General features: G+C 68.6%; 24 protein-coding genes and 1 tRNA gene. 9 read left to right on the top strand and 16 right to left on the bottom strand.

Features of this window, described 5'->3' with window-relative positions:
* Positions 1-21: 21 nt before the first annotated feature.
* The 3 genes from ACQHGV_RS02990 to ACQHGV_RS02980 all read right to left on the bottom strand — a co-directional run bounded on the left by ACQHGV_RS02990 (position 22) and on the right by ACQHGV_RS02980 (position 2,130).
* Positions 22-495 (bottom strand): ExbD/TolR family protein, encoded by a 474-nt coding sequence (locus tag ACQHGV_RS02990; protein WP_183953014.1) that lies wholly within the window; start codon positions 493-495, stop codon positions 22-24.
* Between the two features lie 100 nt (positions 496-595).
* Entirely contained in the window at positions 596-1,396 is an 801-nt protein-coding gene (locus ACQHGV_RS02985) for a MotA/TolQ/ExbB proton channel family protein (protein ID WP_183953015.1), read from the bottom strand.
* Between the two features lie 53 nt (positions 1,397-1,449).
* Positions 1,450-2,130 (bottom strand): energy transducer TonB, encoded by a 681-nt coding sequence (locus ACQHGV_RS02980; RefSeq protein WP_440979375.1) that lies wholly within the window; start codon positions 2,128-2,130, stop codon positions 1,450-1,452.
* 215 nt (positions 2,131-2,345) lie between these two features.
* Between ACQHGV_RS02980 and ACQHGV_RS02975 the strand changes: the two genes are divergently transcribed.
* Positions 2,346-3,251 carry a hypothetical protein gene (locus ACQHGV_RS02975; RefSeq protein WP_440979374.1) on the top strand — a complete coding sequence of 302 codons (906 nt, stop codon included), beginning with the start codon at positions 2,346-2,348 and terminating at the stop codon, positions 3,249-3,251.
* Here ACQHGV_RS02975 and ACQHGV_RS02970 read toward each other — a convergent pair.
* Both ACQHGV_RS02970 and ACQHGV_RS02965 read right to left on the bottom strand, forming a co-directional pair.
* Complete coding sequence (locus ACQHGV_RS02970) at positions 3,227-3,514, bottom strand: Rossmann fold domain-containing protein (RefSeq protein WP_440979373.1); 288 nt, start codon at positions 3,512-3,514, stop codon at positions 3,227-3,229. The genes ACQHGV_RS02975 and ACQHGV_RS02970 overlap by 25 nt on opposite strands.
* A gap of 5 nt (positions 3,515-3,519) precedes the next feature.
* Positions 3,520-3,888: a dihydroneopterin aldolase gene (locus ACQHGV_RS02965; protein WP_183953019.1), complete on the bottom strand. Its 369-nt coding sequence runs from the start codon at positions 3,886-3,888 to the stop codon at positions 3,520-3,522.
* Positions 3,889-3,998: 110 nt separating this feature from the next.
* Between ACQHGV_RS02965 and ACQHGV_RS02960 the strand changes: the two genes are divergently transcribed.
* Genes ACQHGV_RS02960 through ACQHGV_RS02945 form a run of 4 tightly spaced genes read left to right on the top strand, consistent with a single transcriptional unit; the run spans position 3,999 to position 6,860 of the window.
* Entirely contained in the window at positions 3,999-4,550 is a 552-nt protein-coding gene (locus ACQHGV_RS02960; RefSeq protein ID WP_440979372.1) for a GNAT family N-acetyltransferase, read from the top strand.
* Between the two features lie 2 nt (positions 4,551-4,552).
* A complete protein-coding gene (locus tag ACQHGV_RS02955; RefSeq protein ID WP_440979371.1) occupies positions 4,553-5,125 on the top strand; it encodes a DUF1285 domain-containing protein in 573 nt (190 codons plus the stop codon).
* Positions 5,122-5,712, top strand: a complete 591-nt coding sequence (locus tag ACQHGV_RS02950; protein ID WP_440979370.1) for a CoA pyrophosphatase — start codon at positions 5,122-5,124, stop codon at positions 5,710-5,712. Before ACQHGV_RS02955 ends, ACQHGV_RS02950 begins: the two co-directional genes overlap by 4 nt.
* Positions 5,709-6,860, top strand: coding sequence for a CCA tRNA nucleotidyltransferase (locus tag ACQHGV_RS02945; RefSeq protein WP_440979369.1), 1,152 nt, complete (start codon positions 5,709-5,711; stop codon positions 6,858-6,860). Before ACQHGV_RS02950 ends, ACQHGV_RS02945 begins: the two co-directional genes overlap by 4 nt.
* Here ACQHGV_RS02945 and ACQHGV_RS02940 read toward each other — a convergent pair.
* The 4 genes from ACQHGV_RS02940 to ACQHGV_RS02925 all read right to left on the bottom strand — a co-directional run bounded on the left by ACQHGV_RS02940 (position 6,851) and on the right by ACQHGV_RS02925 (position 11,896).
* On the bottom strand, positions 6,851-8,443 hold the full coding sequence (locus tag ACQHGV_RS02940; RefSeq protein ID WP_440980117.1) for a putative bifunctional diguanylate cyclase/phosphodiesterase: 1,593 nt from the start codon (positions 8,441-8,443) through the stop codon (positions 6,851-6,853). The genes ACQHGV_RS02945 and ACQHGV_RS02940 overlap by 10 nt on opposite strands.
* Positions 8,444-8,644: 201 nt before the next feature.
* Complete coding sequence (gene parC, locus ACQHGV_RS02935; protein ID WP_440979368.1) at positions 8,645-10,897, bottom strand: DNA topoisomerase IV subunit A; 2,253 nt, start codon at positions 10,895-10,897, stop codon at positions 8,645-8,647.
* Positions 10,898-10,959: 62 nt separating this feature from the next.
* Entirely contained in the window at positions 10,960-11,694 is a 735-nt protein-coding gene (locus tag ACQHGV_RS02930; protein WP_440979367.1) for a hypothetical protein, read from the bottom strand.
* Positions 11,695-11,713: 19 nt separating this feature from the next.
* Positions 11,714-11,896, bottom strand: a complete 183-nt coding sequence (locus ACQHGV_RS02925; RefSeq protein WP_440979366.1) for a hypothetical protein — start codon at positions 11,894-11,896, stop codon at positions 11,714-11,716.
* Positions 11,897-12,061: 165 nt separating this feature from the next.
* Here ACQHGV_RS02925 and purC point away from each other — a divergent pair, with 165 nt between their 5' ends.
* From purC to purQ, 3 genes are read left to right on the top strand one after another with little or no spacing between them, the layout of a single operon-like run.
* Positions 12,062-12,841 carry a phosphoribosylaminoimidazolesuccinocarboxamide synthase gene (gene purC, locus ACQHGV_RS02920; protein WP_007405170.1) on the top strand — a complete coding sequence of 260 codons (780 nt, stop codon included), beginning with the start codon at positions 12,062-12,064 and terminating at the stop codon, positions 12,839-12,841.
* Positions 12,842-13,072 carry a phosphoribosylformylglycinamidine synthase subunit PurS gene (purS, locus tag ACQHGV_RS02915; RefSeq protein WP_440979365.1) on the top strand — a complete coding sequence of 77 codons (231 nt, stop codon included), beginning with the start codon at positions 12,842-12,844 and terminating at the stop codon, positions 13,070-13,072.
* Positions 13,072-13,740 (top strand): phosphoribosylformylglycinamidine synthase subunit PurQ, encoded by a 669-nt coding sequence (purQ, locus tag ACQHGV_RS02910; RefSeq protein ID WP_440979364.1) that lies wholly within the window; start codon positions 13,072-13,074, stop codon positions 13,738-13,740. Before purS ends, purQ begins: the two co-directional genes overlap by 1 nt.
* A 565-nt stretch (positions 13,741-14,305) precedes the next feature.
* On the opposite strand, the gene ACQHGV_RS02905 is transcribed toward purQ, so the two are convergent.
* Positions 14,306-15,040: a queuosine precursor transporter gene (locus ACQHGV_RS02905; protein ID WP_440979363.1), complete on the bottom strand. Its 735-nt coding sequence runs from the start codon at positions 15,038-15,040 to the stop codon at positions 14,306-14,308.
* An 81-nt stretch (positions 15,041-15,121) separates the two neighbouring features.
* Between ACQHGV_RS02905 and ACQHGV_RS02900 the strand changes: the two genes are divergently transcribed.
* Positions 15,122-15,198, top strand: a tRNA-Arg gene (locus ACQHGV_RS02900).
* 9 nt (positions 15,199-15,207) lie between these two features.
* On the opposite strand, the gene ACQHGV_RS02895 is transcribed toward ACQHGV_RS02900, so the two are convergent.
* From ACQHGV_RS02895 to tssK, 6 genes are read right to left on the bottom strand one after another with little or no spacing between them, the layout of a single operon-like run.
* The gene (locus ACQHGV_RS02895; protein WP_440979362.1) at positions 15,208-17,016 is read right to left on the bottom strand and encodes a serine/threonine-protein kinase; all 1,809 of its coding nucleotides are present in this window, start codon (positions 17,014-17,016) and stop codon (positions 15,208-15,210) included.
* Positions 17,013-17,768 (bottom strand): PP2C family protein-serine/threonine phosphatase, encoded by a 756-nt coding sequence (locus tag ACQHGV_RS02890; RefSeq protein ID WP_440979361.1) that lies wholly within the window; start codon positions 17,766-17,768, stop codon positions 17,013-17,015. Before ACQHGV_RS02890 ends, ACQHGV_RS02895 begins: the two co-directional genes overlap by 4 nt.
* A complete protein-coding gene (gene tagF / locus ACQHGV_RS02885) occupies positions 17,765-18,238 on the bottom strand; it encodes a type VI secretion system-associated protein TagF (RefSeq protein WP_440979360.1) in 474 nt (157 codons plus the stop codon). The genes ACQHGV_RS02890 and tagF overlap by 4 nt, the downstream gene beginning before the upstream one ends.
* Positions 18,208-21,711 (bottom strand): type VI secretion system membrane subunit TssM, encoded by a 3,504-nt coding sequence (gene tssM / locus ACQHGV_RS02880; RefSeq protein ID WP_440979359.1) that lies wholly within the window; start codon positions 21,709-21,711, stop codon positions 18,208-18,210. The genes tagF and tssM overlap by 31 nt, the downstream gene beginning before the upstream one ends.
* Positions 21,711-23,078: a type VI secretion system protein TssL, long form gene (gene tssL / locus ACQHGV_RS02875; RefSeq protein ID WP_440979358.1), complete on the bottom strand. Its 1,368-nt coding sequence runs from the start codon at positions 23,076-23,078 to the stop codon at positions 21,711-21,713. The genes tssM and tssL overlap by 1 nt, the downstream gene beginning before the upstream one ends.
* Positions 23,075-24,379 carry a type VI secretion system baseplate subunit TssK gene (tssK, locus tag ACQHGV_RS02870; RefSeq protein WP_440979357.1) on the bottom strand — a complete coding sequence of 435 codons (1,305 nt, stop codon included), beginning with the start codon at positions 24,377-24,379 and terminating at the stop codon, positions 23,075-23,077. The genes tssL and tssK overlap by 4 nt, the downstream gene beginning before the upstream one ends.
* Positions 24,380-24,427: the final 48 nt, after the last annotated feature.

Below are 24,427 nucleotides of genomic sequence, written 5' to 3'. Positions count from 1 at the left end.
TACTTGTGTCCGCCCGGCCGATCAGGCGCGGGCGTTGCCGCCGGGGGGCGGCTCGGAGATGAAGCCGACACGGGCGAAACCGGCCTGCTGCATCGTGTAGATGGTGCCACCGATGCACCGATACGGCGTATTCACGTCACCGCGAATATGCGCCTCGGGAAGCGATTCGGGGGTGATGTTGGCACCCAGCCGCTCGACCTCGGCCTTCAGCTTGTCGACCGCGCGGGTGCGCAGTTCGTCCGACGTCACCGGGGTCAGGTTCCAGTACACCTTGCACTGGCCATTCTCGCTGGTGACCGACAGCGAGACGTTTTCCGGCTTCGTCGTCGTCGGATCGAAGCGGACGTTCGGCAGTTTCAGCGGAACGGTCTGAATCACGACCGGAACCGCGATCAGGAAGATGATGAGGAGCACCAGCATGACGTCCACGAGGGGCGTCGTGTTGATCTCCGACATCGGTTTCTCGGCGGAGTCACCGCCAACGCTCATCGCCATGAGAGAGCTATCCTATCCATGCATTCTATCACCGTCCCAAAGGGAGCGGCGGGGGGTGGCGGGGCCGTGTCCCGAGGGACCGGTCCCCGCCCCCTTAGGCTCAGGCGCGGGTCTGAACGCCACCAGCCTGACCGGCGGTGGTCGTCGCCGGGGTCGCCTTGACGGCGGTCGGCTTGGCAGCGGCGCCCGAAGCGATGGCGGGGCGAACCGCACCGTTCGAGGCCAGGAAGCCCAGCACGTCGTTCGAGAACGACGACAGGTCTTCGGCGATGCCCTTGTTACGACGCTGCAGCCAGTTGAAGGCGAGCACGGCCGGAACCGCGACGACCAGACCCAGTGCGGTCATGATGAGCGCTTCACCGACGGGGCCGGCGACCGCGTCGATCGACGCCTGGCCCGACGAGCCGATCTTGATGAGCGCGCGGTAGATGCCGATAACCGTACCGAACAGACCGATGAACGGCGCGGTCGCACCGACGGTCGCGAGGAAGGCGAGACCGCCGCCCAGCTTCGAGTTGATCGCGGCTTCCGAACGCGCCAGCGAGCCGTGCAGCCAGTCATGCGCTTCGACCGGATCGGTCAGCTTCGAGTGCTGGTCCTGCGCGGCCAGACCATCGTCGACGATCTGCTTGTAGGCCGAGTTCTTCTCGAGCTTGGCCGAACCTTCGCGCAGCGAGTTCGCCGACCAGAAGCCCTGACGGACGCGCTTGGCCTGGTTGATGATCTTCTGCTGCTCGAACAGCTTCGAGAACAGGATGTAGAACGACACGATCGACATCAAGCAGAGGATGGTGAACACCGACTGCGAGATGAGGCCGCCTTCCTTCAGGGCCTGGCCGAGACCGTAGGGGTTTTCGGCACCGGCCGCGGCGCCGCCCGCGGCGAGGATGGTGGTGAGCATGGTTGGTTAGGTCCTCTGACTAAAGCGTTTGAGTTTGAACCGGCTTTTAGCCGTTATTCCTGTGGCAACTGCCAACGGATGTTAAGCGTGTAGGACGAGGCGACCGGATTACCGGCGGCGTCCTGCGCCGGGGTAAAGCGGACACGCGCCTTCGAGATGCGACAGGTCGCATCGTCCAGGGCCCGGTTGCCGCTGCCCGACAGGATCGAGCAATCGGTCACGCGGCCATCGGTGCCGATCGACAGCTTCGCCGACACGCGACCTTCCGCGCCTTCGCGCTGGGCCGAGGGCGGATAAGCGTCGGGACCGAAATACTGGCCCGGGTTACCGCGCAGACCGGCGGCCTTCGAAACCGTCGGCGGTGCGGGCGGCGCAGGCGGAGCCGGCGGCGCAGGCGGGGCCGGCGGCGCGGTCGGCTGGCTCAGCGGGATGATGCTCGTCGTCGTGACCGCGGGTGCCGGGACAGGCACGTTCACGATCGGCGGCGGCGTGACCACCGTGGTCGGCGGCGGAGGCAGATTCGGCTGCTCCGGCGGCGGGGGCGGTGGTTCATCGGGCGGGGGTGGGGGCGGCGGCTCTTCCACGTTGAACGTGTCAAGCTTTTCGGTCGCCTTCTTCACGTACTGGTATGCCAGTCCCGTGACGAAGGCGTAGCCCAGGGCTGCGTGGATGAGCACGACGATAACGATCGCGACCACCTTGCCCCCGGACATCTTCTGGTCAGTATAGGCCATTCAGCAACGAAACTCCTCAGTCTGCCAGTTTCGCCTCGCCGTAGCGTGGGGACGTGGGAAACTCCTGCCATGCTCTTTCGGCATGCGGCAGAGCCTTGGACCCTATCGTGACGGCTGGCGCGGCGCAATCAGTTTGTCGGACGTAATAAACGTACAATAGCGCCATGACGAAATTATTTCTGTATTGTTAATAAACGAAGGAGTAGCGCGAAGCGATGAATCCGCTGTCCCACGCCGTGTCCCGCGCCGTCCGCATCGGTGCCCTGAGCCTTCTGATTCCCGTTCTGGCCACCCCCGCCTGCGCGCAGGTGACGACGATGGCCTCGCCGCGACCGGCGGATGCCGCGCCGGGCGTGCCCGGCCTGGGCTATGCCGACCTCGCCGATCTGGTGCTCTCCGCGCCCGTCATCGCCGACGTCACCATCCGCTCGACGACCGCGATCAAGGGGGCCGAGGCGGCCGGCGTCGCGCCGGGGCATCAGCGGCTGTACGTCGAGGCGGATGTCGGCACGCTGCTGCGCGGATCGGGTGGGCTGCCGGCGCGGGTCGGCTATCTGTTCGACGCGGCGACCGATGCGCGTGGACGGGTGCCCAAGCTCAGGAAGATGCGGGTGCTGATCTATGCGCGGCGGGTGCCCAATGCCCCCGACCAGTTGCAGTTGGTCGCCCCCGATGCGCAGCTGCCCTGGACGCCGGATACCGATCAGCGCAGCCGGACGATCGCGCGCGACGCGCTGTCGCCCGATGCGCCGCCGGTCATCACCGGCGTCGGCAATGCCTTTTACGTGCCCGGCACCCTGCCCGGCGAAGGCGAGACGCAGATTTTCCTGACCACGGCCAAGAACCGCCCCGTCTCGCTATCGGTGCTGCGCCGTCCGGGCGAGGAGCGCCGCTGGGCCGTGGCGCTGAGCGAGATCGTCGACGAAGCCGCCGCCCCGCCGGCGCGCGACACGCTGCTCTGGTATCGCCTTGCCTGTGCGCTCCCGGAGTCGCTGCCCGATCACAGCACCGCCTCGCTCTCGCCCGAGGATGCGCAGGCGGCGCGTGAGGATTATCGTTATGTCGTCCAGAAGCTTGGCCCGTGCAGCCGGACGCGTCAGGTCCCGACCGCGAGCAGCTGACCGGTGACGGCGTGCGCGGCGGCGAGATAAGCGACCGCCGCCGCGATCGCGTCGGGCGACGCGTCCGGCGACGGCACGACGGCGTTGACCCGCGCGTCCGGTGCGACGGCGACCGCGAGCGGGCCGATCGCCGCCTCCGCCATCGCCTGCGCCACCGAGTCGCGCCCGGGCATCAGGACCAGCACGAGGTCGGTGCCGGGATGCGCCGCGACCACGGCGCGGACGTCGGCGTCGGGGGCCAGATCGATGCGCCGCGCGACCATGGCGGTCAGCGGCGGTGGCGGACCAAGGTGATGCCGATCGCCTCGCCATCCTCGGCGATGGCCAGCTTCACGATCTTCACCTTCACCCGCTGCACCCGCTGGTCCTGCAGGAACAGCGTGTCGCAGATATGGTCCGCAACCCCTTCGATCAGCGTGAAATGCACGCCCTCGGGCAGCACCGTCGCGGCATGCTTCAGATCGAGATAATTCTTCGATGCGGCCAGCGGCGTGTCCGGCGTATAATGGTCCGGACAGTCGAGATCGACGGTCAACGAGATCCGCAGCGGCTGCGGCAGGTGCGTTTCCTCGGAATAGATGCCGGTCAGCACCTGGACTTCGAGGTCATGGACTTCAAGCTGGAGACGGTCTTCCATGACAGCGCCTCTAGCCAGAGCGCGCGACCAAGGGAAGCATGGGCTTGCATCGCGCACGCCACGGGTTAAGGGCGCGCCTTTCCCCACCCCGGCGATCGGACCCCGCCCTTTTGTCCCAGACGATCGATCTCATCCCGCTCGACGCGGTCGACCCGGCTTTGGTCGAGGCGCTGCTCGACCGCGCCTTTCCGCCGGGGCGGCAGGCGCGCACGGCGTATCGCGTGCGCGGATCGGTGGCGCCGGTGGCATCGCTCTGCTTCGCCGCGCTGGCGGGCGACGGCACGCTGATCGGGTCGATCCAGTGCTGGCCGATCACGCTGACCGATGCGCAGGGATCACGCTGGCCGATGATCATGATCGGGCCGGTCGCGGTCGCGCCGGAGCGTCAGCGCGACGGGATCGGCCGGCGGCTGTTCCTCCACATGCTGGCCGCCGCCGAGCGACAGGGGCTGGACCGCGCGATGATGCTGATCGGCGATCCCGAATATTATGGCCGCTTTTTCGGCTTCTCGGCGGAGCGGACCGCGCGGTGGGAACTGCCCGGTCCGGTCGAGCGCCACCGGTTGCTGGCGCGCGGGCCGGACGTGCCCGACCGGGCGGGGATGCTGGGGCCGGGCGACCCGGGCTTTACGGCGCAGGCTTCGATCCCTACCTCGAACTGATCATGCCCATGGCGCCGCCCCCCGACCTGTCCTCCCTGAGCCTCGCCGAGATCGTGCGGGCGATGGAGGAGCAGAAGCTGCCGCCCGTATCGCAATGGAATCCCAGCCATTGCGGCGACAGCGAGATGCGGATCGCGCGTGACGGCACCTGGTATCATCAGGGCAGCCCGATCGGTCGCCCCGCCATGGTGCGCCTGTTCTCGACCATCCTGCGCCGCGAACCCGATGGCCGCCATGTGCTGGTCACGCCGGTCGAAAAGCTCGACATCGCGGTCGAGGATGCGCCCTTCGTCGCCACCGTGCTGAAGACCGAGGGCGAAGGGCGCGACGGCCGGCTGATGTTCCAGCTCAACACCGGCGATCTGGTCGCGGCCGGCCCCGACCATGGCCTGCGCTTCGAAGAGGGGGAGGACGGCCCCCGCCCCTATCTGCATGTCCGCGACGGGCTGGAGGCGCTGATTGCGCGGCCGGTCTATTACGAACTGGCCGAACGTGCGCTGGCGAGTGGCGATTCGGCACCGGGCGTCTGGAGCAACGGCGCGTTCTTTCCACTGACCGCTGCGGAGCCGGCATGACGCTGGCCGAAAGGCTGGCGGAGGCGATGGCACGTATTCCGATCGGCGAATTGCTGACCGGTGACGGCGTCGAAAGCCATGAGATGGCGGCGGTACCGACCGCCGCCGCCGTGCTGGTGCCGGTCACCGATCGTGCCGAGCCGGGCGTCGTGCTGACCCAGCGGACCGAGACGTTGCGCAATCATGCCGGGCAGGTCGCCTTTCCCGGTGGTCGCGCCGATCCGGGCGACAGCGATCTGGTCGCGACCGCGCTGCGTGAGGCGGAGGAGGAGATCGGCCTGCCCCCGCGCGCGGTCACCGTCGTCGGGCTGGCCGACCGCTATCGCACCGTCACCGGGTTCGAGGTGACGCCGGTGCTGGGCGTCATCCCGCCCGACCTGACACTCAACCCGTCCGAGGCGGAGGTTGCGAGCCTGTTCGAGGTGCCGCTGGCCTATCTCCTCGATCCCGCCCATCACCACCGGGTCAGCACGCCGTGGCGCGGACGGACCCGCCATTTCTACGAGATATTATGGAACGACCGGCGCATCTGGGGCGCGACCGCGGCGATGATCGTCAACCTGTCACGGCGGCTGCAATGGGCATGAACCCCGCCACCGTGCCTTGGGCCGATCGCGACGACCTGATCGCGCTGGCCGCCACGCTGGAGGCGCGTTTCGTCGGCGGCGCGGTGCGCGATTCGCTGCTGGGGCATGGGGTCGCCGACATCGATCTGGCCACGCCGCTGTCGCCTGAGACCGTCATCGCCCGGGTGCGCAACAGCGGGTTCAAGCCGGTGCCCACCGGCATCGCGCATGGCACCATCACCGCCGTCCTGCCGGATGGCCCGGTCGAGGTCACGACGCTGCGCCGCGACGTCTCGACCGATGGCCGCCATGCCGTGGTCGCCTTCACCGATGACTGGCGCGAGGATGCGGCGCGGCGCGACTTCACGATGAACGCGCTCTATGCCGATCCTCGGACGGGGGCGCTGTTCGACTATTTCGGCGGGCTCGACGACCTGAAGGCGGGACGCGTCCGCTTCATCGGCGATCCGTTGCAGCGCATTGCCGAGGATCATCTGCGCATCCTGCGCTTCTTCCGCTTCCATGCCCGTTTCGGTCAGGCGATCGACGAGGCGGGGCTGGCGGCGTGCACCGCGCGCGCCAACGACCTGATGGCCCTGTCGCGCGAGCGGATCGCGGCGGAATTGCTCAAGCTGCTGGTGGCGGCGCGCGCGGTGCCGGTCGTTGCGCTGATGGTCGAACGCGGCATCCTGCGCGCGGTGATCCCGGAGATCGATGCGCAGGGTGCCGAGCGGCTCGCGGTGCTGGCTGAGCGCGAGCGGGCGGCAGGTGTCGCCCCGGACGCCATCCGCCGCCTCGCCGCCTTGCTGCCCCCCCAGGCCGCCGAAGCGGTGGGCGCACGATTGAAGCTGTCCAATGTGGATCGCAAGCGCCTGATCGCCGCCACCGCCGGGCCGGGCGACGAGGGGCCGCGAGCGCTGGCCTATCGTGTCGGCGTTCCGGGTGCGGTTGACCGGTTGCTGCTGGCGGGCGAGTCGGTGGACGCGGTTCGCGACTGGAGCCCCCCTGCCCTGCCGCTGACCGGCGGGGCTCTGGTCGCGCGCGGGATCGGCAAGGGGCCGGAGGTGGCGCGGCTGCTGCGTCAGGTCGAGACGCGGTGGATCGCGGAGGGTTTCCCCGACGAGCCGCGCGTCGCGGAACTCGCCGACGCGGCGGTCGCTCAGGCCTGAGCCGCGATCATCGCCCAGGCGGCATCGGGATCGAGCGGGCGGGCATAGACATAGCCCTGCCCATAGGTGCAGCCGAGCGCGGCCAGGGTCTGGCCCAGCTCGATCGTCTCGATCCCCTCGGCGGTGGTCTTCATGCCCAGCGCCTGGGCCAGGCCCAATATGGCGCGGACAATCGCGATCTTGTCGCGGTCGGCCAGCATGCCCGAGACGAAGCTGCGATCGATCTTGAGCACGTCGATGGGCAGGCGCTGTAGATAGGCCAGGCTGGAATAGCCGGTGCCGAAATCGTCCATCGCCACCATCGTGCCCAGCGCCTTCAGCGCCTCCATGATGCCGGTCACCCGGTCGGGATCGCCGACGATCGCGCTTTCGGTCAGCTCCAGCGTCAGGCGGTCGCCGGTCAGCGCGGTGCGCGCCAGCGCCTGCTCGATCACATCGGGAATGACGTCGCGCTGCAACTGGATGGCCGAGACGTTGACCGACATGCGGATGCCGCAATGCCCCCCCGCCCGGCGGTCCCATTCGGTCAGCTGGCTCAGCGCCCGGTCGATCGCCCAGCGGCCCAGCGGCACGATCAGCCCCGATTCCTCGGCGACGGGGATGAAGTCGGATGGGAAATGGTCGCGCCCATCGGCATCGCGCCACCGGGCCAGCGCCTCGAACGAGACGACCTTGCCGGTGGAGAGGTCGCAGATCGGCTGATAGGCCAGATGCAGCTCTTCGCGCTCGATCGCGTGGCGCAGCGCGGTTTCCATCGCGAACTGCGCGCGCGCCAGGGTGAAGGCCTGGGGGTGATAGACCTGGGTATGGCCGGCGGTCTTGGTCTGCTTGACCGCGAATTGCGCGTGGCGGATCAGCTCCTCGGCATCGCCGTCCTGATCGGCGCCGAAGGCGATGCCGATCGAACCTTCGACATTGACCTCGAAATCGGTCAGCCGGAACGGGGCGGCCAGCGCGCGTTCGATCCGCTCGGCCAGGACATGCGCCTCGTCCTCGCCGCCGTCGATCATCATCAGCACGCCGAACTCGTTGCCGCCGATCCGGCCGATCGAGTCGCGCGACCGCAGCGCGCCCTTCAACCGGCGCGCGACCGTGATCAACAGTTCGTCGGCGACCAGCGAGCCCATGCACGCGTTCAGCCGCCCGAAGCGGTTGAGATCGACCACCAGCACCGCATGGGCGTGGCCGGTCTCCATCATCAATTCGATCAGATCGCCGAAGCCCTGCCGGTTGGGCAGGCCGGTCAGGCTGTCGATCGTCATCTCGCGGCGCAGGCTGCGTTCGGTATGATGCTGCGCGGTGTGGTCGACCAGCATCAGTACGAAGCTGTCCGGCTCGTCCTCGGCCGACCGCGTCAGCGTCGCCTGGAAATAGCGGCGGTCGATCACATCGCCCAGGGCGATCGGGAATTCGATCGAATCGCGCTCCTGCCCCGGAAACATGGCGAAGCGGGTGGCGAGTTCGTCGATCAGCATCGACAGGGCGGCCGCCTCGTTCAATCCGGCGCGGCGAAACGCCTCGTTGCTGGTGACGACGATCGGGCGGCCATCGACCAGCGCGATCTCGGCGGCGGGAATCGCCATGATCCCGACCGCGCATGATGTCAGCGTGGCGTAATGTCGCGTCGAGGGGCGCGGCGTGGGATAAGCGATCGAGGCCATCGCCACATCGTGTAGCCCAGGGAAGGTTAAAAGCCCCTAAAGCGTACGCAACGATCGAATCCGGAAACGGTTGTGATCCAACACTTCCTTAGCCGATCGCGAAACACCGTTGCCCGGTGCCGATCAGCCGAACCGATTGTCGCGCGGGAACCCCGTCGGCGGCATCCGCCCCGCCGCCCCGCGCGCGGTGCGCCAGGCGGACAGATCGGCCTCAGTCCGCACCCGCCCGGTCTCGCCGCCCATCGGCCAGCTCAGCCCGTCCTTGAACACGAAGGTCGTCGCATCCGACAGCCCGCCGTCGCGGTAGCGCTGGAGCTGGACGCCGGTGCCGCGCGACAACTCGACGAACTCGGTCAGCGGGAAGACGAGCAATTTGCGGTTGTCACCGATCGCCGCGACATAATCATCCTCCGCGCCCACCGGCCGCACGACCTTCAGACTGGCGCCTGCGCGCGGGGTCAGCACGGTCTTGCCCTTGCGCGTCTCGGCGATGGTGTCGGCGGTCGGCACGATGAAGCCGCGCCCATCCGAGGCGGCGACCAGCAGCTTGGGCGCACGGCTCGCCGGCAGGAAACCGGTGATGCCGATCGATCCGTCCAGGTCGATCATCGCGCGCACCGGCTCGCCGAAACCGCGTCCGCCGGGCAGCTTGTCCGCTGCCAGCGTGAAGAACCGGCCATTGGCCGCCGCCAGCAACAGTTTGTCGGTCGTCTGCGCATGAAAGGCGAAGGCGGGGCCGTCGCCTTCCTTGAACTTGGCGGTGTCGGCCGAGGCGAGGTCGACATGCCCCTTCATTGCGCGAATCCAGCCGCGCTGCGACAGGATGACGGTGATCGGTTCGCGCTCGATCATCGCCTCCAGCGGAATGTCGCGGGTCGGTGCCGCTTCCTCGATCACCGTGCGGCGTGCGCCGAGCGGCGTCTCCAGGCCATAACGGTCGCGGATCTTGCCCAGATCCTTCTTCATCCGCGTCCGCTGGCGCTGTTCGGAGCCGAGCAACAGCGTCAGCTGCTCACGCTCCTTGTCGAGCTTGTCGCGCTCGCCGCGAATTTCGAACTCCTCCAGCCGCCGGAGCGAACGGAGGCGCATGTTCAGGATCGCTTCCGCCTGGCGGTCGGTCAGGCGGAACTCCTCGATCATCACCGCCTTGGGCTCGTCCTCGGTGCGGATGATCTCGATCACCCGGTCGAGATTGAGATAGGCGACCAGATAGCCGTCGAGCAGCTCGATCCGGTCGGCGATCTTGCCCAGGCGATGTTCGGAGCGACGGCGCAGCACCACGAACTGATGCTCGACCCACGCGGCCAGCGCCTCGCGCAAGCTCATGACGCGCGGGGTGCGGTCCTTGTCGAGCACGTTGAGGTTCAGGCTGATCCGCGTCTCCAGATCGGAAAAGCGGAACAGCCCGTCCATCAGCACCTGCGGATCGACGGTGCGGGCGCGCGGCTCCAGCACGATGCGAACCTGCGCATCCGATTCGTCGCGGACATCGGCCAGGATCGGCAGCTTCTTGTCGTTGATGAGCGTGGCGATCTGTTCGATCAGCTTGCCCTTGGCGACGCCGTAGGGGATCTCGCTGATGACGATCTGCCAGCCGCCGCCCTTCTCGCGTTCGATCTCCCAACGTGCGCGGACGCGGAAGCCGCCCCGCCCCGTGGTGTAGCTTTCGCGCAGGATCGCCGGCGCGTCGACGACCATGCCGCCGGTCGGGAAGTCGGGCCCCTTGACCAGCGCCAGGATGGCGTCGTCATCGGCTTCGGGCCGATCGACCAGCAGGATCGCGGCCTCCAGCAGTTCGGCGGCGTTATGCGGCGGGATGCTGGTCGCCATGCCGACCGCGATGCCGCTCGCGCCGTTCGCCAGCAGGTTCGGGAACAGGCCGGGGAACAGCTCGGGCTCCTGCTCCTCGCCATTATAGGTCGGGCGATAAGCGACGGCGTCTTCGTCGAGGCCGTCCATCAGGTCGATCGCAACCTGGGTCAGCCGCGCCTCGGTATAGCGGTACGCGGCGGCGTTATCGCCATCGATATTGCCGAAATTCCCCTGTCCGTCGACCAGCGGATAGCGCAGCGCGAAGTCCTGCGCGAGGCGGACCATCGCGTCATAGACCGACTGGTCGCCATGCGGATGGTATTTACCGATCACGTCGCCCACCACGCGCGCGCACTTCTTGTATCCCGCCGCCGGATCGAGCTTGAGCAGCCGCATCGCCCAGAGCAGCCGTCGGTGCACAGGCTTCAGCCCATCGCGCACATCGGGCAGCGAGCGCGCGGTGATCGTCGACAGCGCATAGACGAGATAACGCTCGGACAGCGCGCTGTCGAAAGGCGCGTCCAGCACGCCGACGGGAGGATTGTCGCGGAGATCGATCGCCATGGAAGCCGAGCTTCTAGCAAGCGTTGTGCGGAAGGACAATCATCCGGATCAAAAAGGGAACATCAGGCTGATGGCAGCGCCGGCGGATCGTCCATATCCTCCTCGACCAGGATGACGCGGAAGGCGATGTTGCGCCATTCCTCCGACGACAGCGCGATCCAATCGATCGACTCGCCCACCTCACGCCGGCGCGGCCGATCGCCGGCCAGTTCGAGATAGAAGATCGCGACGTTGCGCATGACGACCTTCACCGGGAACCGGTCGGCATCGCGGATCAGGCTGACGACCGTGCCCTGATAGCCCAGGATGCCGCCCTCGACATCGGTCTTGGTCAGGACATAGGCGTTGATGAAGTCGTTCGGACCGACGTTGAGCGTCAATATGTCGGCCAGCGGTCCGTGAAAGACACCCGGATCGCCGTATCGCTTGCCCAGCCAGGCCGCACCGCGCCCGGTGAGGTCCGCCAGAAAGCTCAGCCAGATCAGCCCGAGCAACAGGCCGATGACATGGTCGCGGGTCAGATCGGCGTTGGAATGCAGTGCGAAGACGGCATAGGGATCGGCCAGCGGCAAGGGGATCAGCGGCGGCAGCCCGGCGACGCCGGCAAGGATGATCGCATAGGCGGCATGGACCGCGATGCAGCACATCCCTGCCTGGGCCAGCCCCTCGACCCCCGATAGCGGCGGAAAGACGGGGTCGGCCTCCGCCACGCGCCCGGCGCGGTAATAGGCGCGCATCGCCAATATGCCGGGAAGCAATAATGCGGTCGCCAATATGGCGAGGAGCGTCAGGCCCATGACATGGCCCGACCGGGCATCAACGCGGCTGGTCGACCTGTTGGCGGCGAGCGCGTTCGATGTCGCTGCGGCGTATCACACGGACCCCGTCGGCGCGCACCTGCGCGATCCGCTCGACCGCCTGCCAGCTGCCGCCAAAGGCCGAAAACACGTCGGCGGCGGTCTCGATCGAGGCGGGCGAATTGATGCGTCCAGCGGCCATGCTCCCGATATAGCATCGCCCCGGCGCGAAACCAACCACCGCCCCCAATTCTGCCCGCCTTGCGCCATTGCACCCGCGTGCGCGTTCCCTTATAGGCCGCGCCATCCCGCCTCGGGCCTCAGAATGTGGGGCACCGGGGCTGTACTCATTTCAGGGGACCGCCGCATGGCTCGCCGCCGCCAAATCTACGAAGGCAAGGCCAAGATCCTGTACGAGGGCCCCGAGCCCGGCACGCTGATCCAGTATTTCAAGGACGACGCCACCGCGTTCAATGCCCAGAAGAAGGGCACGATCAACGGCAAGGGCGTGCTCAACAACCGTATCTCCGAGCATGTCTTCACCATGCTCGACCATATCGGCGTGCCCACCCACTTCATCCGCCGCCTGAACATGCGCGAGCAACTGATCCGCCAGGTCGAGATCGTGCCGATCGAGGTCGTGGTGCGCAACGTCGCGGCGGGCTCGCTGTCCAAGCGGCTGGGCATTGAAGAGGGCGTGAAGCTGCCCCGCACGATCATCGAATATTATTACAAGGACGATGCGCTGGGCGACCCGATGGTCACCGACGAGCATATCGCCTGCTTCGGCTGGGCCAGCCAGGAAGAGATGCACGACATCGCCGATCTGGCGATCCGCGTGAACGACTTCCTGTCGGGCATGTTCGCCGCGATCGGCATCCGCCTGGTCGACTTCAAGCTGGAATTCGGCCGCATCTGGGACAATGACTTCGGTCGCATCATCCTGGCCGACGAGATCAGCCCCGATGGCTGCCGCCTGTGGGACATGACCACCAACGAAAAGCTGGACAAGGACCGCTTCCGCCGCGATCTCGGCGGCGAGGTCGAGGCCTATCAGGAAGTGGCGCGCCGTCTGGGCCTGCTGCCCGAGGGGGGCGACACCGCCGTCCTCGACCTGGAAGAACACCGCAAGAGCCGGGGCAAGTAAATGAAGCTCAAGATTTTCGTCACCCTGAAGCCCGGCGTGCTCGACCCGCAGGGCAAGGCGATCCATCACGCGCTGGAAAGCCTGGGCTTTGCGGGCGTCAATGACGTGCGCGCGGGCAAGCTGATCGAGCTGGAAGTCGCCGACGCGACGACCGATGCGCAGATCGACGAGATGTGCCACCAGCTGCTCGCCAACACCGTGATCGAGAATTACCGGGTGGAGCGCGCCTGATGAAGACCGCCGTCATTGTCTTTCCCGGCTCGAACTGCGACCGCGACCTCGCCGTCGCGCTGGAGGCGGTGACGGGCGTCAAGCCGGCCATGGTCTGGCACGGCGACAGCGAACTGCCCGAGGGGCTGGGGCTGATCGGCGTGCCGGGCGGCTTCTCTTACGGCGACTATCTGCGCTGCGGCGCGATCGCGGCCCGCTCGCCGATCATGCGCGCGGTCGTGGAGTCGGCGAACAAGGGCACGCCGGTGTTCGGCGTGTGCAACGGCTTCCAGGTGCTGGCCGAGACCGGCCTGCTGCCGGGCGCGCTGATGCGCAACCGCTCGCTCAACTTCGTGTGCCGCGACGTCGATCTGGAGGTGGCCAACACCGACAGCGCGTTCACCCGCCTGTACGAACAGGGCGAGACGATCCGTATCCCGGTCGCGCATCATGACGGCAATTACTTCGCCGACGCCGACACGCTCGACCGTCTGGAAGGCGAAGGCCGCGTGGCCTTCCGCTATGCCGAGGACGTCAACGGTTCGGCCCGGGGCATCGCGGGCGTGCTGAACGAGAAGCGCAACGTGCTGGGCATGATGCCCCACCCCGAACGCCGCATCGAAGCCGCGCACGGCGGCAACCATGGCCGCCGGTTGTTCGAGGGCCTGCTGGAGATGGTGGGGGCCTGATCCCACCCCCCGTTCAGCCTGAGCCCTTCGGCTGGCTGGCAAGCCAGCCGCTCAGGGTAAACTTCGGCGCTTCGCGCTGAAGTCAAAGGCCACGCGATGAGGTTCGAGAGGGGAAGCGGGGCAACTCGCTTCCCCTTTTTGTATTGGCTCACGCGAAGCCGCGAAGCCGCAAAGAAGATGTTTGTTCGCGCGGAGGCGCGGAGAACGCGGAGGTGTCGGGCCTCTTGGAGGCCTTAGCCCTTTCAAATAGGATCATCTAAATGAACTCACCCCTCCCCTTCAGGGGAGGGGCCGGGGGTGGGGCGCCTCCCCGGGCCGGGCGTTTGACGCGATGCCCCACCCCAACCCCTCCCCTGAAGGGGAGGGGCTCGCGTTGACTCAATGCAATGTCATCACGGTCTATACCTCGCCAGGGGCAAACATGGGTCGGCTGCCGCTGGATAGGACACCTCTGCGTCCTCTGCGCCTCTGCGCGAACCTGACCTCTTTTCGGCCCCTCCGCGTCTCCGCGCCTCCGCGCGAACTCAATCTCAAACCCTTCGCGTCATCGCGGCTTCGCGTGAACTCAAACCCGCGCCCGGAACGGCGAAAAGTCTGTCCCCTCATCGAACACATCAACCCCCTCGGCCCGCTTCAGCCAGCCGACGATCAGATAGGTCACCGGCGTCAACAAGACCTCCCAGCCCACCTTCAGCGCCCATTGCGTGAACAGCACGACGACCACCAGATGCGGCGTCCACCCCACCGCGCCCCAAAAGGCCAGCGGATAGAAGATCAGGCTGTCGACCCCCTGCCCCACCAGCGTCGAACCGATCGTGCGCGACCAAAGGTGACGTCCGCCCGTCCACACCTTCATCCGCGCCATGACATAGGCATTGGCGAACTCGCCCGCCCAAAAGGCGCAGACGCTGGCCAGCACGATGCGCGGCACCTGGCCGAAGATCACCTCATAGGCCGCCTGGTTGGTCCAGGTCGGTGCGGGCGGGAGCGCCACCACGACATAGCTCATGAACGCCATGAACAGCACCGCCGCCGTCCCCGCCCAGATCACGCGCCGGGCGCGGGCATAGCCATAGACCTCGGTCAGCACGTCACCGATGACATAGCTCAGCGGAAAGAACAGGATGCCCGCCCCGAACGGCCACTGCCCGACGAGCGGCAGGTCGATGACCGCGACCTTGCCCGCGCCAATGACATTGGAGAGGAGCAGGATGGTGACGAACGCCGCCATGACGAAGTCGAACCAGCGGAACGCGCCCCGCTCCATATCGCGCGCCGCGACGATTCGTTCTGCGCTCATGCTCGTTCCCCTCTGGCCTCGACGGGTTCGTTTATCGCCATTCCCTTGGGCTGCAAACCGCGCTAGGACGCCGCCATCCGCGCGTCCGTAGCTCAGTTGGATAGAGCAAGGAGCTTCTACCTCCTCGGTCGGGGGTTCGAATCCCTCCGGGCGCGCCACACTTTCCCCTATTGCCCCGCCTCGGCCGCCGTCGATCGGAACCAGATCATGTCGGTGGTCCAGCCGCGCTCGGCCGCCAGGCTGGTCAGCCGGTCGCGCCAGTCGGCGCCACGCTGGCCGAAGGGGGGCGCGACGACCTCGGCGGGGAACGGTCCCTTGCCCGTCAACAACAACAGGCCCGACCAGCCGATATGGTCGAGGTCGATCTGGAGGCGATAGCGGTCGCCGCCCAGGTCGCTGATCGGCACGCCCTCGCGCGACTGGGCCAGCGCCTGGCGGAAGGCGGCGCGGTCGGGGATCAGCATGTCGATCTTGCCCGACGGCTCCAGCCCGACCAGCGCGAAGTCGAGCGCGGGGTCGCCGATCGCGATGTCGATCACCGCATTGGCCGCCATCCGCCCGGCATAGGCCTTGCCCGGCGGCTGCATCCGCATCGCGAAGGCGCGCTGCGGCACCGACAGGCGGCTGTTCCCGGTCGCGCGGATCTGGCGATAGACGTCGAGCGCGGCGCAGCCCGACTGGGTGATCGGCGAGACCTGCGCGAAGTCGATGTCGCTGCTCGTGATCTTCTGCGCATCCAGGCTGTGTCGGATTTCCTGCTGCGCCACCGCCGGATTGCCCGCGACGCCGGTTAGGATAACGCGCGGTCCCTTCGCCCCCGGCTCGACCGACACGATGCGCAGCCAGGTGCAGCCGACCGAGGGCAAGGTCGCATCCACCGCGCCGCGCGCGCGGTCGACGGGGTCGGCCTGCGCGATGGCGGCTTGGCCCGGAGCGCTCCTATCCCCGCCATCCTGGGTCGCGAACCAGCCGACCGCGCCGAGCGCCAGCACGGCCGCCGCCGCCATGCCCGGCCACCAGCGGGTCCAAGGCGCGCGGCCGACCCCCGGCACTTCTGCGGCATCGAGCGCAGCGATGACGTCGTCCATCGAACGGAACCGCTCGGCCGGATCGGCGCGCACCATCCGCTCGACCACGGCGCGAAGCGGCGGCGGCACCGCGCCGACGTCCAACCCGGCGCGGCGCTTGTCGACCGCATCGACCAGCGTACCGCCCAGCCCCAGATCGCCGCCGCGCGCCAGCGCCAGGATGACCAGCCCCAGGCTATAGACATCGGTCCATGGCCCCAGCGATCGATTGAAATCGCCCAGCTGCTCAGGCGCGACATAGCCCAGCTTGCCGGCAAAGCCGTCGCCGACCACCGTCGCGGTCCCGGCGTCGAGATCCTTGGCGATGCCGAAGTCGATCAGCTTGGCCGCCTCCAGCGCGCCGCCGGGCAACAGGACATTGTCGGGCGACACGTCACGGTGCACCGCCCCCAGCCGATGCGCCGCCGCCAGCCCCGAGGCGAGCCGGCGGAGCAGCACGCCCAGCTGCGTCACGTCCGGCCGCAACCGCCCCAGCATCTCCGACAGGCTGGTGCCGTCGATATATTCGGTGACGATATAGAGGACGCCGAGTTCCGGCTCCTGCGCCAGCACGCGGTACTGCACCACCGCCTCGTGATGCAGCCGGGTCAGCGTCTGCGCCTCGCGCCGGAACAGCGTGACGACATTGGGATCGTTGGCCAGCGCGGGCAGCATGACCTTGATCGCGACGCGCTCGTCGGTGACGAGGTTCGCCCCCTCGAACACCTCGCCCATGCCGCCGCGCGCCAGGAAGCGGCGCACCGCGAACATGTGGTTCAGGACATCGCCTTCCTGGATCGCGACGCCGGTGCCGCGCGTGGCCGCGCGGTCGAACACGGTGCGCTCGCCACCCGCCGGCTCGCCCGCCGAAAAGACGGTGCGGTCGTCCTCGGGCTCGTCGGTCATCATGCGCGAGACCCGACCGGATCGAGCCGCGTCGTCTCGCGCACGCCGACCAGGATCGCGGTGACATTGTCGGGCGCGCCGCCGTCCAGCGTGCGGCGGATCAGCGTGTCGAGCGCGGCGGCGCGATCGCTGGCCGCCATCACCTCGGCCAGCGCGGCATCGTCGAGCACCCCGGTCAGCCCGTCGCTGCACAGCAGGAACAGATCGCCCGGCGCCAGTTCGTCGGTCACGACATCGACCTGCAACCGCGCATCGACCCCGATCGCGCGCGCCAGCACATGGCCGCGCGGGTGATGCCGCGCCTCGTCCTCGCGGATCAGGCCGCGATCGACCAGCTCCTGCACCTGGCTGTGATCGCGGCTGAGCGGATGGAGCGTGCCGTCGCGCAGCAGATAGGCGCGGCTGTCGCCGACCCACAGCACCGCGAAACATCCGTCGCGCGCCAGCAGCGCGACCACGGTCGACCCCATTTGCTGGGTGCGCCGCTGCGCCTCGCTGAAGATGCGGCGATTGGCGGAATGGATCGCATCCGCCACGGCCTGGGTTGCCGCGTGGAAATCCATCGGCAGCGTCAGGCTGTCGAGCGCCTGCGTCACCGCATTGGCCGCCCAGTCGCCATGCGCATGACCGCCCATCCCGTCCGCCACCGCCCACAGCCCGATCTCGGGCCGCTCGCAATAGCGGTCCTCGTTCACCCGGCGGCGCAGGCCGGGGTGCGAGGTGGCGACCGCCTCGATCCGCCAGCCGGTGCTCATGCCAGCATCACCGTCAGCAGATCGGCCGGACGCTCGCCCGCCAGTCGCTCATCATCCGGCCCGGTCCAGCCGGCGACCGGCCCATCGGGCGCCGCCCCCGCCTCGGCGGCGAGCCGATCGGCGTCCCAGCCCTCGCCGATCGCGCGGAACAGCAAATCCTCGCAATGCGCCCCCGCATCGCCGTCGCCGGCGACCAGCAGCAGCAGCGGAAAGCGACGGCCGACCGCATCCTGCGACGGGGTGATAGCCCCCACCACTCCCGTTCCCTCGGCCCGCCAGGGCAGCGCGCGGTCGAAGCGGTCGGCAAAGTCGGAATAGGCCGCGACCGCCGCCGCCTGCGATGTCGACAGCCACGCATCGAGCGCCTGCCGCTGCGCCTGCCCCACCCCGCGCACGACGAAGTCGCCATGCGCGGGCAGCTTGCCGAACAGCAGCGCGGTCATAGCGTCGCCGGGCAGCGGAACGACCATAGTCCACCCCGGCTGAACGGATTGGTCGTGCCCGGCAGGACGATGGTCAGCACGCTGCGCTCCGGACCGGTGCCGAACGCCGCCTGGATGGTCTGCGGCCCAGCGTTGCGCTTGTCGGCCTGGTCCATCAGGCGGAACAGCGCCCAGGGTCCCTCGGTCGCGCGGCGCAGGATTTCGGTCCGCGGCGGGGCATCGCCCTCCGCCGCCCTGGGTGCTCCTGCCCCAGCGCTGCGATACAGGGCCACCGACGCCTCGGGCAGGCCCCCGGTCGCCGACCACAGCAGCGGGCGCGGCTGGTTGCTGGTGGGGGTGAAGCGATAGCGGGTGCCACCGCTCGCCACCTCGACCGTGTCGACGCCGCTGCCGAAGCTTGCCACCGACACCTTGACCGGCAGGCCACCCGCCAGCAGGTCGCGAATGTCGCCCGCGCGCTTCAGCGTCTCGGGCGTGGCGGGGTTCAGCGCACCCGCCACCGGATCGTCGCGCCGCCAGCGCCAGACGGGACCGCTAGTGTCGATCATCGGCATCAACCGCTGGCGCACGAAGCCGTCGATCACCCCGTTCATGCCGAACACGCGCAGCACCTCAGCCATGGGGGCATCCGCCTCGGCCGCCGCGAAAAAAGGGTAGCGCTCCTGGGCAACCTCCCGACAGGCGGGCAGCACCGTCTGCGCATAGGCATCGCCGACCGCACCGCTCGCCGCACTCACCTGCGCCGCCGATCCGCCCTTGGCCGCCTGCGTCACGAAGGACTGGAGTTGCGGCGGTGCCGACGCCGCCGAGGCGCGAACCTCCGCCAGCGCGGCGGCCATCTGTGCCTGGGTGGCATCCGCGCCGCCGCCGCCGCCGACCGACTGCGCCGCCATCACCGCTTGGCCCGCCGACTTGATCGCGCCGACGAACTCGTCGACCGGGGCCGGGCGGCTGCCGTCGCCGACATATTCGTGCAGATTGGCGAAATAGCCGCTGATCTCGTCGCCGGCATCGATCCCTTGCGCGCGGTCGCGGCCCATATCCTCGGCGAAACGGCCGTAGCGCGAGCGGTTGAGGCCATAGCGCCCCACCCGTGCCAGCCCGGCCTGCACCCCGCCGGAGAAGATGGTGTTCTTACGGAGTTCCAGCAGCACGCGCTTGAGCGGCGACGGGCTCTTGGTCAGCGCGCCGAACGCGGCCGGGTTCTGGAAATAGGCCCCCGGCGCCATCGCCGCGACCATGCCTTCCCAGGCGGCGATATACTCCTTGGCATAGAGCCCCGCGACGCCGGGGCGGACATTGGACAGCTCGGCCCCGACGCCCGCCTCGCCCGCACCGCCCAGCACCCACAGGTCGCGCTTCAAATCCTGCTGCACCGTGGCGAGGCCCGGGAGATAAGCCTTCTCATAACCGGCGCGGGTGAAGAAATAGGGTATGCGATACTCCGCGACCTTTTCCGGGTCCGAAAAGGCCAGCACATCGCCCTGCGACAGGACATTGGCCGCCGCCCAGGACGGTCCGGCCGACGCCGCCTTCTGCTTCATGATCGCATAGGCGCGGTCGGCGAGGCTGAGCGTCTGTACCGCCGCACGCGCCCCCGCGACCAGCGCACCGTCGAGCGGCGGCTTGCGACCCGGCCACACCGAGGCCATGTCGCGGTCCTCCAGCAGCGCATCCAGATGCCGCGTCAGCGCCGTGCGCTCCGCCTGGCTGTCGGCCCCGGGATAGAGCGCGGTCGCCCAGTCATTGGTCACCCACGCCTTCACCGCGCCGGCATCCATCGGCCCCTGCTGGCCCAGCATCAGATAGACCTTGAGCGGTTCGTACAGCCGCGACGGATCGCCCGCCTCGCCGCGCAATACCTGTTCCAGCCGCAGGAGCAGGCGCGGCAGCATGATCCGGCGCAGCGCCTCGCGATAGCTTTCCTCCGCCTGGCGGCTGAGGCTGCCCTGATACAGGCCCAGCGTCATCATCAGCGGCGGCCCGCCCGCGCGGCGTTCGGCATAGCCGCGCGGCAGGTTGCGCAGCGTGTCGAGCGCGGGCAGCGCGGCGCGCAGATCGGCGTCGTCGCCGCGCACCTGGGTCAGGTCGATCCCGGCCTCGCGCAGCTGTGCCTCGGCCTTGGCGGTCTGCGTCGTCAACGCCGACTGGAAGCTGCGATTGCGCGCATAGCTGACGCCCCAGCCCGCCAGCACCAGTGCGGTCGCGACGCCGATGCCGACCAGCGCCGCGATCACCCGCCCGCGCTGCCGCGCCTTGGCCTTGGCATCGGTGGCGACCAGCCCGGCCTCGGGGAAGGCGACCTCGGTCAGCAGGCGGTTGAGGAAATAGGCACGCCCGCGCCCGGTGACGCCGCTGTTGCCGGGCTGTTCATAGACCTCGGCCATCGAGGCCAGGATGCGGTCGAGCGGTGCGCCGTCCTGGACGCCGCTGGTCAGGTAGAAGCCGCGCAGCTGGCCGATCGGTTCGTCACCGGCGACGAACGCACCCTCGGCAAAGCGCATCAGCCGCGAGCGCAGCGACCGCAACTGCGCGGGGAAGCCCAGCATCATGCCGCGCCGGCGCTGGTCGACCTCTTCGAACAAGCGGCGTGCCTGGCGATCCGCCACCGCCTGCGCCGCCACGTCGAACGCCTGCGCCAGCGCGGGCGCGGTCGGCTTGCCATCGGCATAGGGCAAGGTCGCGCCGAACACCGCGCGCCGCCCCTCGACATCCAGATCGTCGAAATATTCGGTGAAGCCCGCCAGCAGATCGGCCTTGGTCAGCAGCAGATAGACTGGCACCGCCGTCTCCAGCGTGCGGCGCAGCTCGGCCAGCCGCCGGCGGACCGCGCGGGCATGCGCGTCGATCGCGGCACAGTCGCTGCCGACCAGCGTGTCGATGCCGATCGCGACCAGCACGCCGTTGACCGGCTGGGTCGGGCGATGGCGTTTCAGCAGGGTGAGAAACGCCCCCCAGCCCGCCGAGTCGACGGTCGCATCCGAATCCTGCGTCGTGTAGCGGCCGGCGGTGTCGACCAGCACCGCCTCATCGGCGAACCAGAAGTCCAGATTGCGGGTGCCGCCCACCCCCTGCACCGCCTGTTCGACGAAGGGAAAGCGCAAGCCCGAATGGAGCAAGGCGGTCGTCTTGCCCGCGCCGGGCGGGCCGATGATGACATACCAGGGACGTGTGTAGAGATAGTCGCGCCGCCCCCCGCCCGCCTCGCGCAACTTGGCGACCGCCTCGCTCATGCGGCGACCGAGCTCCTTGCCTTCCTCCTCGGCGGCGTTGGGACCGGCCAGCTCGGCGGCGATCGCCTCGGCCGCCTTGCGCGCCTTGCGCCGCCGCAGCCACCACCACAGCCCCCAGCCGAGCAGGATGACGACGACCCCGGCGATCCGCACGCTCCACGGGCGGAAGAAGGGCACGAACAGCGGCAGCCCGAAGACGAGCATCGCCGCCAGGATCAGCGCGGCGGTGATCGTCACCGCATACCAGTTGGTGAAGAAGCGTTTCATCAGTAGCGCCGCGGCACGATGATCTCGACCCGCCGGTTGCGCGACTTGCCCGCCGCGGTGTCATTGGAAGCGATCGGCACCGTTTCCCCCAGTCCCTTGGTCGTCACCCGCGCCGGATCGGACAGATCGGCGCGCAGGATCTTGCCCACCGTCTCCGCTCGCGCCTCCGACAGCGCCATATTGTCGGGGAAGCGCACGGTGTGGACGCGGTCGTTGTCCGCATGCCCCTCGACCAGCACACCGCCCTTCTCCGCCTCGATCGCGCGACCGATGCGGTGGAACAGCGCCTCACGCCCCGTCTCCAGTTCGTCCGAGCCGGATTCGAAGAGCTGGCCGACCGTGGTGCGGACGCGCACGGTCTGGGCATCCTCCTCGACGGTCACCAGCCCCTCGCGGATTTCGGGTTCCAGGAAGCGCTTCAACCGGCTGGCCTGCGCGCTGTCGGTCGCCGGCATGGCGGCAGCGGGGCGCGACAGGGTCAGCCGCGCATCGGGCGACAGCGCGCTCAGCCGGTTGAACGGCTCCTCACCGCTCGACCCCAGCATCAGCCGCAAAACGATATAGACGAGCAGCAGCAGCGCGAGCGCGCCCGCACCGGCCAGCGCCAGCACGCTCCACCCCATGCGGCGCATCGGCACCGCCTCGCCGCGCCAGTGCGGGACCAGCTCGACCGGCGATAGCGAACGGACATGCGGCAGCGCGCTCTGCAACCGCGCCATGATCTCGTGCAACCGCCGCTGCCCATCAGGCATGACGCGGAACCGCCCCTCGAAGCCGGCGGCGAGACAGGCGTGGAATAGTTCGATCAGGTCGAGATTGTCGTGCGGCACGCGCAGCATGTCGTCGACCAGCTGCCAGAACCGGTCGCCGCCGATATTCTCGTGAAAGAACTGCACGACCATCGAGCGGCGCGCCCATTCCGCGCCATCGGTGCCGACCCCCGCCAGATTCTGCGCGACGTCATCGGCGGTCGCGCACACCGCGTAGCGCGCACGCTGGCGCTTTTCCTCGGAATAATGCGGCTGGATCGCGCGTTCGAATTTGGCGATCGCCGCCGAACAGCGCCGGTGCAGCTCGGGCATGGGCAGACGCACGCGGCCGGCGCGCACGGCGGCGAGCAGCGCCAGCACCGGCTCCGCCTCGGCCAGCATGATGTTGCGGATCGCGGGCGGCGTCGCGGGATGCGGCACATCGTCATCGGCCAGCCGCGACGGCGCCAGCCCCGCGCCCATCGGCGGCGCACCGCTGGTCGACAAGGGCGGCGGCGCGCCATAGCCGCCGGGATGCGATCCGGCGGTGCCCGGCCGCTTCAGGCCCTGGAGCGGCGACGGTCGAAAGATGGTCTTGTCGCCGTCGTCCTCGCTCACCGTCCGCTCCGTTTCACGCACCAGAGTTCAAGGCGCAGCTGCGGCCAGTCGCCCGCCACGTGCAGACCCAAGGCGCTGGCCTGTTCGAAATCGCGCCAGTCGGGCACGCCGCGATCCAGCTCGAAATAGACGAAGCCGGGCAGCACGCGCAGTTGCGGCGGCGGGGTCGGCGTGTGGCGCAAGGGCACGCCGGGCAGCGCGGAATCGACGATCTGGCGCATCTTCTGCACGGACCCGATCTTGGCGACCGAGGGGAAGAGCGCGCGGATTTCCTCGACCGGCGAGGCGGCGGACACCGCCAGATAGAAATAGCCGGTCTTATACAGCCCATGATCGGTGATCCGCGAGACATAGGCCCCCGGCCCCGCCTCATTGAGCGGCAGCTGCACCGCCGAGCGTTCGAACACCGCCGACAGCATGGATTGCAGCAGATCGAAGACCGGCTCGAAACAGGTCTGCGGATTTTCGTGGTCGTAGCGCGGCAGCGGCGGCGCCTTGCGCTCGGGACGGATCAGCGTCGCCAGCTCGCCCGCCATCGAGATCAAGGTTTCGTAGAGCCGTTCGGGGTGGACCATCGGCAGGAACTGCAGATGCTCCAGCACCGGCAGCCAGCGATTGAGCGCCTGGAGCAGCAGGAAGCCGGCGAATGTGTCGGTGCCGCCATCGGTCGCCTCGACCGCGCGCAGCGCCAGTTCCTCGGCGCGCTGGCCGGCGCGGCCGATAATATCGGACAGGCCACCGCTCAACCGGGTTGCGGCATCAATGTCGAGCGTCGGCGGGATATAGCGGTCGTCGAACATCAACCGCTTGCTCTGCACCTCGCGCACCCGCGCCAGGCCCAGCGTCACGCGGCCGTACAGCTGGTCGCGGGTCACGCCATAGCGCAGATTGGGGCGGCCCATCCCGACCGGCTCGCTGGTCCGGTCGTCGGAATAGCTGTCGACGATCTCGACATCCTCGACCAGGAAGCGCGCCTCGACCGAACGCTGTTCGGCATCGCCGAACTGCACCGCGCCATGCTGGCTGGCGGGCAGGGTCAGCGAGACGAGCGCGTCGCGCGCGTCGCCGGGGACGTCGAGCGGCTCTGGCGGGGGCAGATCGTCGGGGATCGAAAAGGGCGTGCCATCGGGCAATACGCCGGTCGCCTGCTGGATCGCGAACTTGCCGAGGCTGGCCAAGTCCTCGTCGAGGGTCAGCGAGGTGAGGCCCCAGGGCCAGGGCCGCACGGTGTCGACCCGGGCGCCCAGCTGCCCCTCGAAGAACCGGTCCTGCACCTGGAAATGCTGGGGCCGCAGGAACATCCCCTCATGCCAGGCGACCCTGTTCTTGCCAGCCAAACCGCGTCCCCC

This window comes from Sphingomonas pseudosanguinis (assembly GCF_052056765.1).
GTDB lineage: Bacteria > Pseudomonadota > Alphaproteobacteria > Sphingomonadales > Sphingomonadaceae > Sphingomonas > Sphingomonas pseudosanguinis.
Note: the sequence above shows the minus strand (reverse complement) of the source record. Positions and strands in the feature narration are given on the sequence as shown.

What these genes read in the sequence shown, in the direction of transcription:
- ACQHGV_RS02990 (WP_183953014.1), bottom strand. Translation starts at nt 495, where the DNA reads ATGGCGATGAGCGTTGGCGGTGACTCCGCCGAGAAACCGATGTCGGAG.
- ACQHGV_RS02985 (WP_183953015.1), bottom strand. Translation starts at nt 1,396, where the DNA reads ATGCTCACCACCATCCTCGCCGCGGGCGGCGCCGCGGCCGGTGCCGAA.
- ACQHGV_RS02980 (WP_440979375.1), bottom strand. Translation starts at nt 2,130, where the DNA reads ATGGCCTATACTGACCAGAAGATGTCCGGGGGCAAGGTGGTCGCGATC.
- ACQHGV_RS02975 (WP_440979374.1), top strand. Translation starts at nt 2,346, where the DNA reads ATGAATCCGCTGTCCCACGCCGTGTCCCGCGCCGTCCGCATCGGTGCC.
- ACQHGV_RS02970 (WP_440979373.1), bottom strand. Translation starts at nt 3,514, where the DNA reads ATGGTCGCGCGGCGCATCGATCTGGCCCCCGACGCCGACGTCCGCGCC.
- ACQHGV_RS02965 (WP_183953019.1), bottom strand. Translation starts at nt 3,888, where the DNA reads ATGGAAGACCGTCTCCAGCTTGAAGTCCATGACCTCGAAGTCCAGGTG.
- ACQHGV_RS02955 (WP_440979371.1), top strand. Translation starts at nt 4,553, where the DNA reads ATGCCCATGGCGCCGCCCCCCGACCTGTCCTCCCTGAGCCTCGCCGAG.
- ACQHGV_RS02950 (WP_440979370.1), top strand. Translation starts at nt 5,122, where the DNA reads ATGACGCTGGCCGAAAGGCTGGCGGAGGCGATGGCACGTATTCCGATC.
- ACQHGV_RS02945 (WP_440979369.1), top strand. Translation starts at nt 5,709, where the DNA reads ATGAACCCCGCCACCGTGCCTTGGGCCGATCGCGACGACCTGATCGCG.
- ACQHGV_RS02940 (WP_440980117.1), bottom strand. Translation starts at nt 8,443, where the DNA reads ATGGCGATTCCCGCCGCCGAGATCGCGCTGGTCGATGGCCGCCCGATC.
- parC (WP_440979368.1), bottom strand. Translation starts at nt 10,897, where the DNA reads ATGGCGATCGATCTCCGCGACAATCCTCCCGTCGGCGTGCTGGACGCG.
- ACQHGV_RS02930 (WP_440979367.1), bottom strand. Translation starts at nt 11,694, where the DNA reads ATGGGCCTGACGCTCCTCGCCATATTGGCGACCGCATTATTGCTTCCC.
- ACQHGV_RS02925 (WP_440979366.1), bottom strand. Translation starts at nt 11,896, where the DNA reads ATGGCCGCTGGACGCATCAATTCGCCCGCCTCGATCGAGACCGCCGCC.
- purC (WP_007405170.1), top strand. Translation starts at nt 12,062, where the DNA reads ATGGCTCGCCGCCGCCAAATCTACGAAGGCAAGGCCAAGATCCTGTAC.
- purS (WP_440979365.1), top strand. Translation starts at nt 12,842, where the DNA reads ATGAAGCTCAAGATTTTCGTCACCCTGAAGCCCGGCGTGCTCGACCCG.
- purQ (WP_440979364.1), top strand. Translation starts at nt 13,072, where the DNA reads ATGAAGACCGCCGTCATTGTCTTTCCCGGCTCGAACTGCGACCGCGAC.
- ACQHGV_RS02905 (WP_440979363.1), bottom strand. Translation starts at nt 15,040, where the DNA reads ATGAGCGCAGAACGAATCGTCGCGGCGCGCGATATGGAGCGGGGCGCG.
- ACQHGV_RS02895 (WP_440979362.1), bottom strand. Translation starts at nt 17,016, where the DNA reads ATGATGACCGACGAGCCCGAGGACGACCGCACCGTCTTTTCGGCGGGC.
- ACQHGV_RS02890 (WP_440979361.1), bottom strand. Translation starts at nt 17,768, where the DNA reads ATGAGCACCGGCTGGCGGATCGAGGCGGTCGCCACCTCGCACCCCGGC.
- tagF (WP_440979360.1), bottom strand. Translation starts at nt 18,238, where the DNA reads ATGGTCGTTCCGCTGCCCGGCGACGCTATGACCGCGCTGCTGTTCGGC.
- tssM (WP_440979359.1), bottom strand. Translation starts at nt 21,711, where the DNA reads ATGAAACGCTTCTTCACCAACTGGTATGCGGTGACGATCACCGCCGCG.
- tssK (WP_440979357.1), bottom strand. Translation starts at nt 24,379, where the DNA reads ATGTTCCTGCGGCCCCAGCATTTCCAGGTGCAGGACCGGTTCTTCGAG.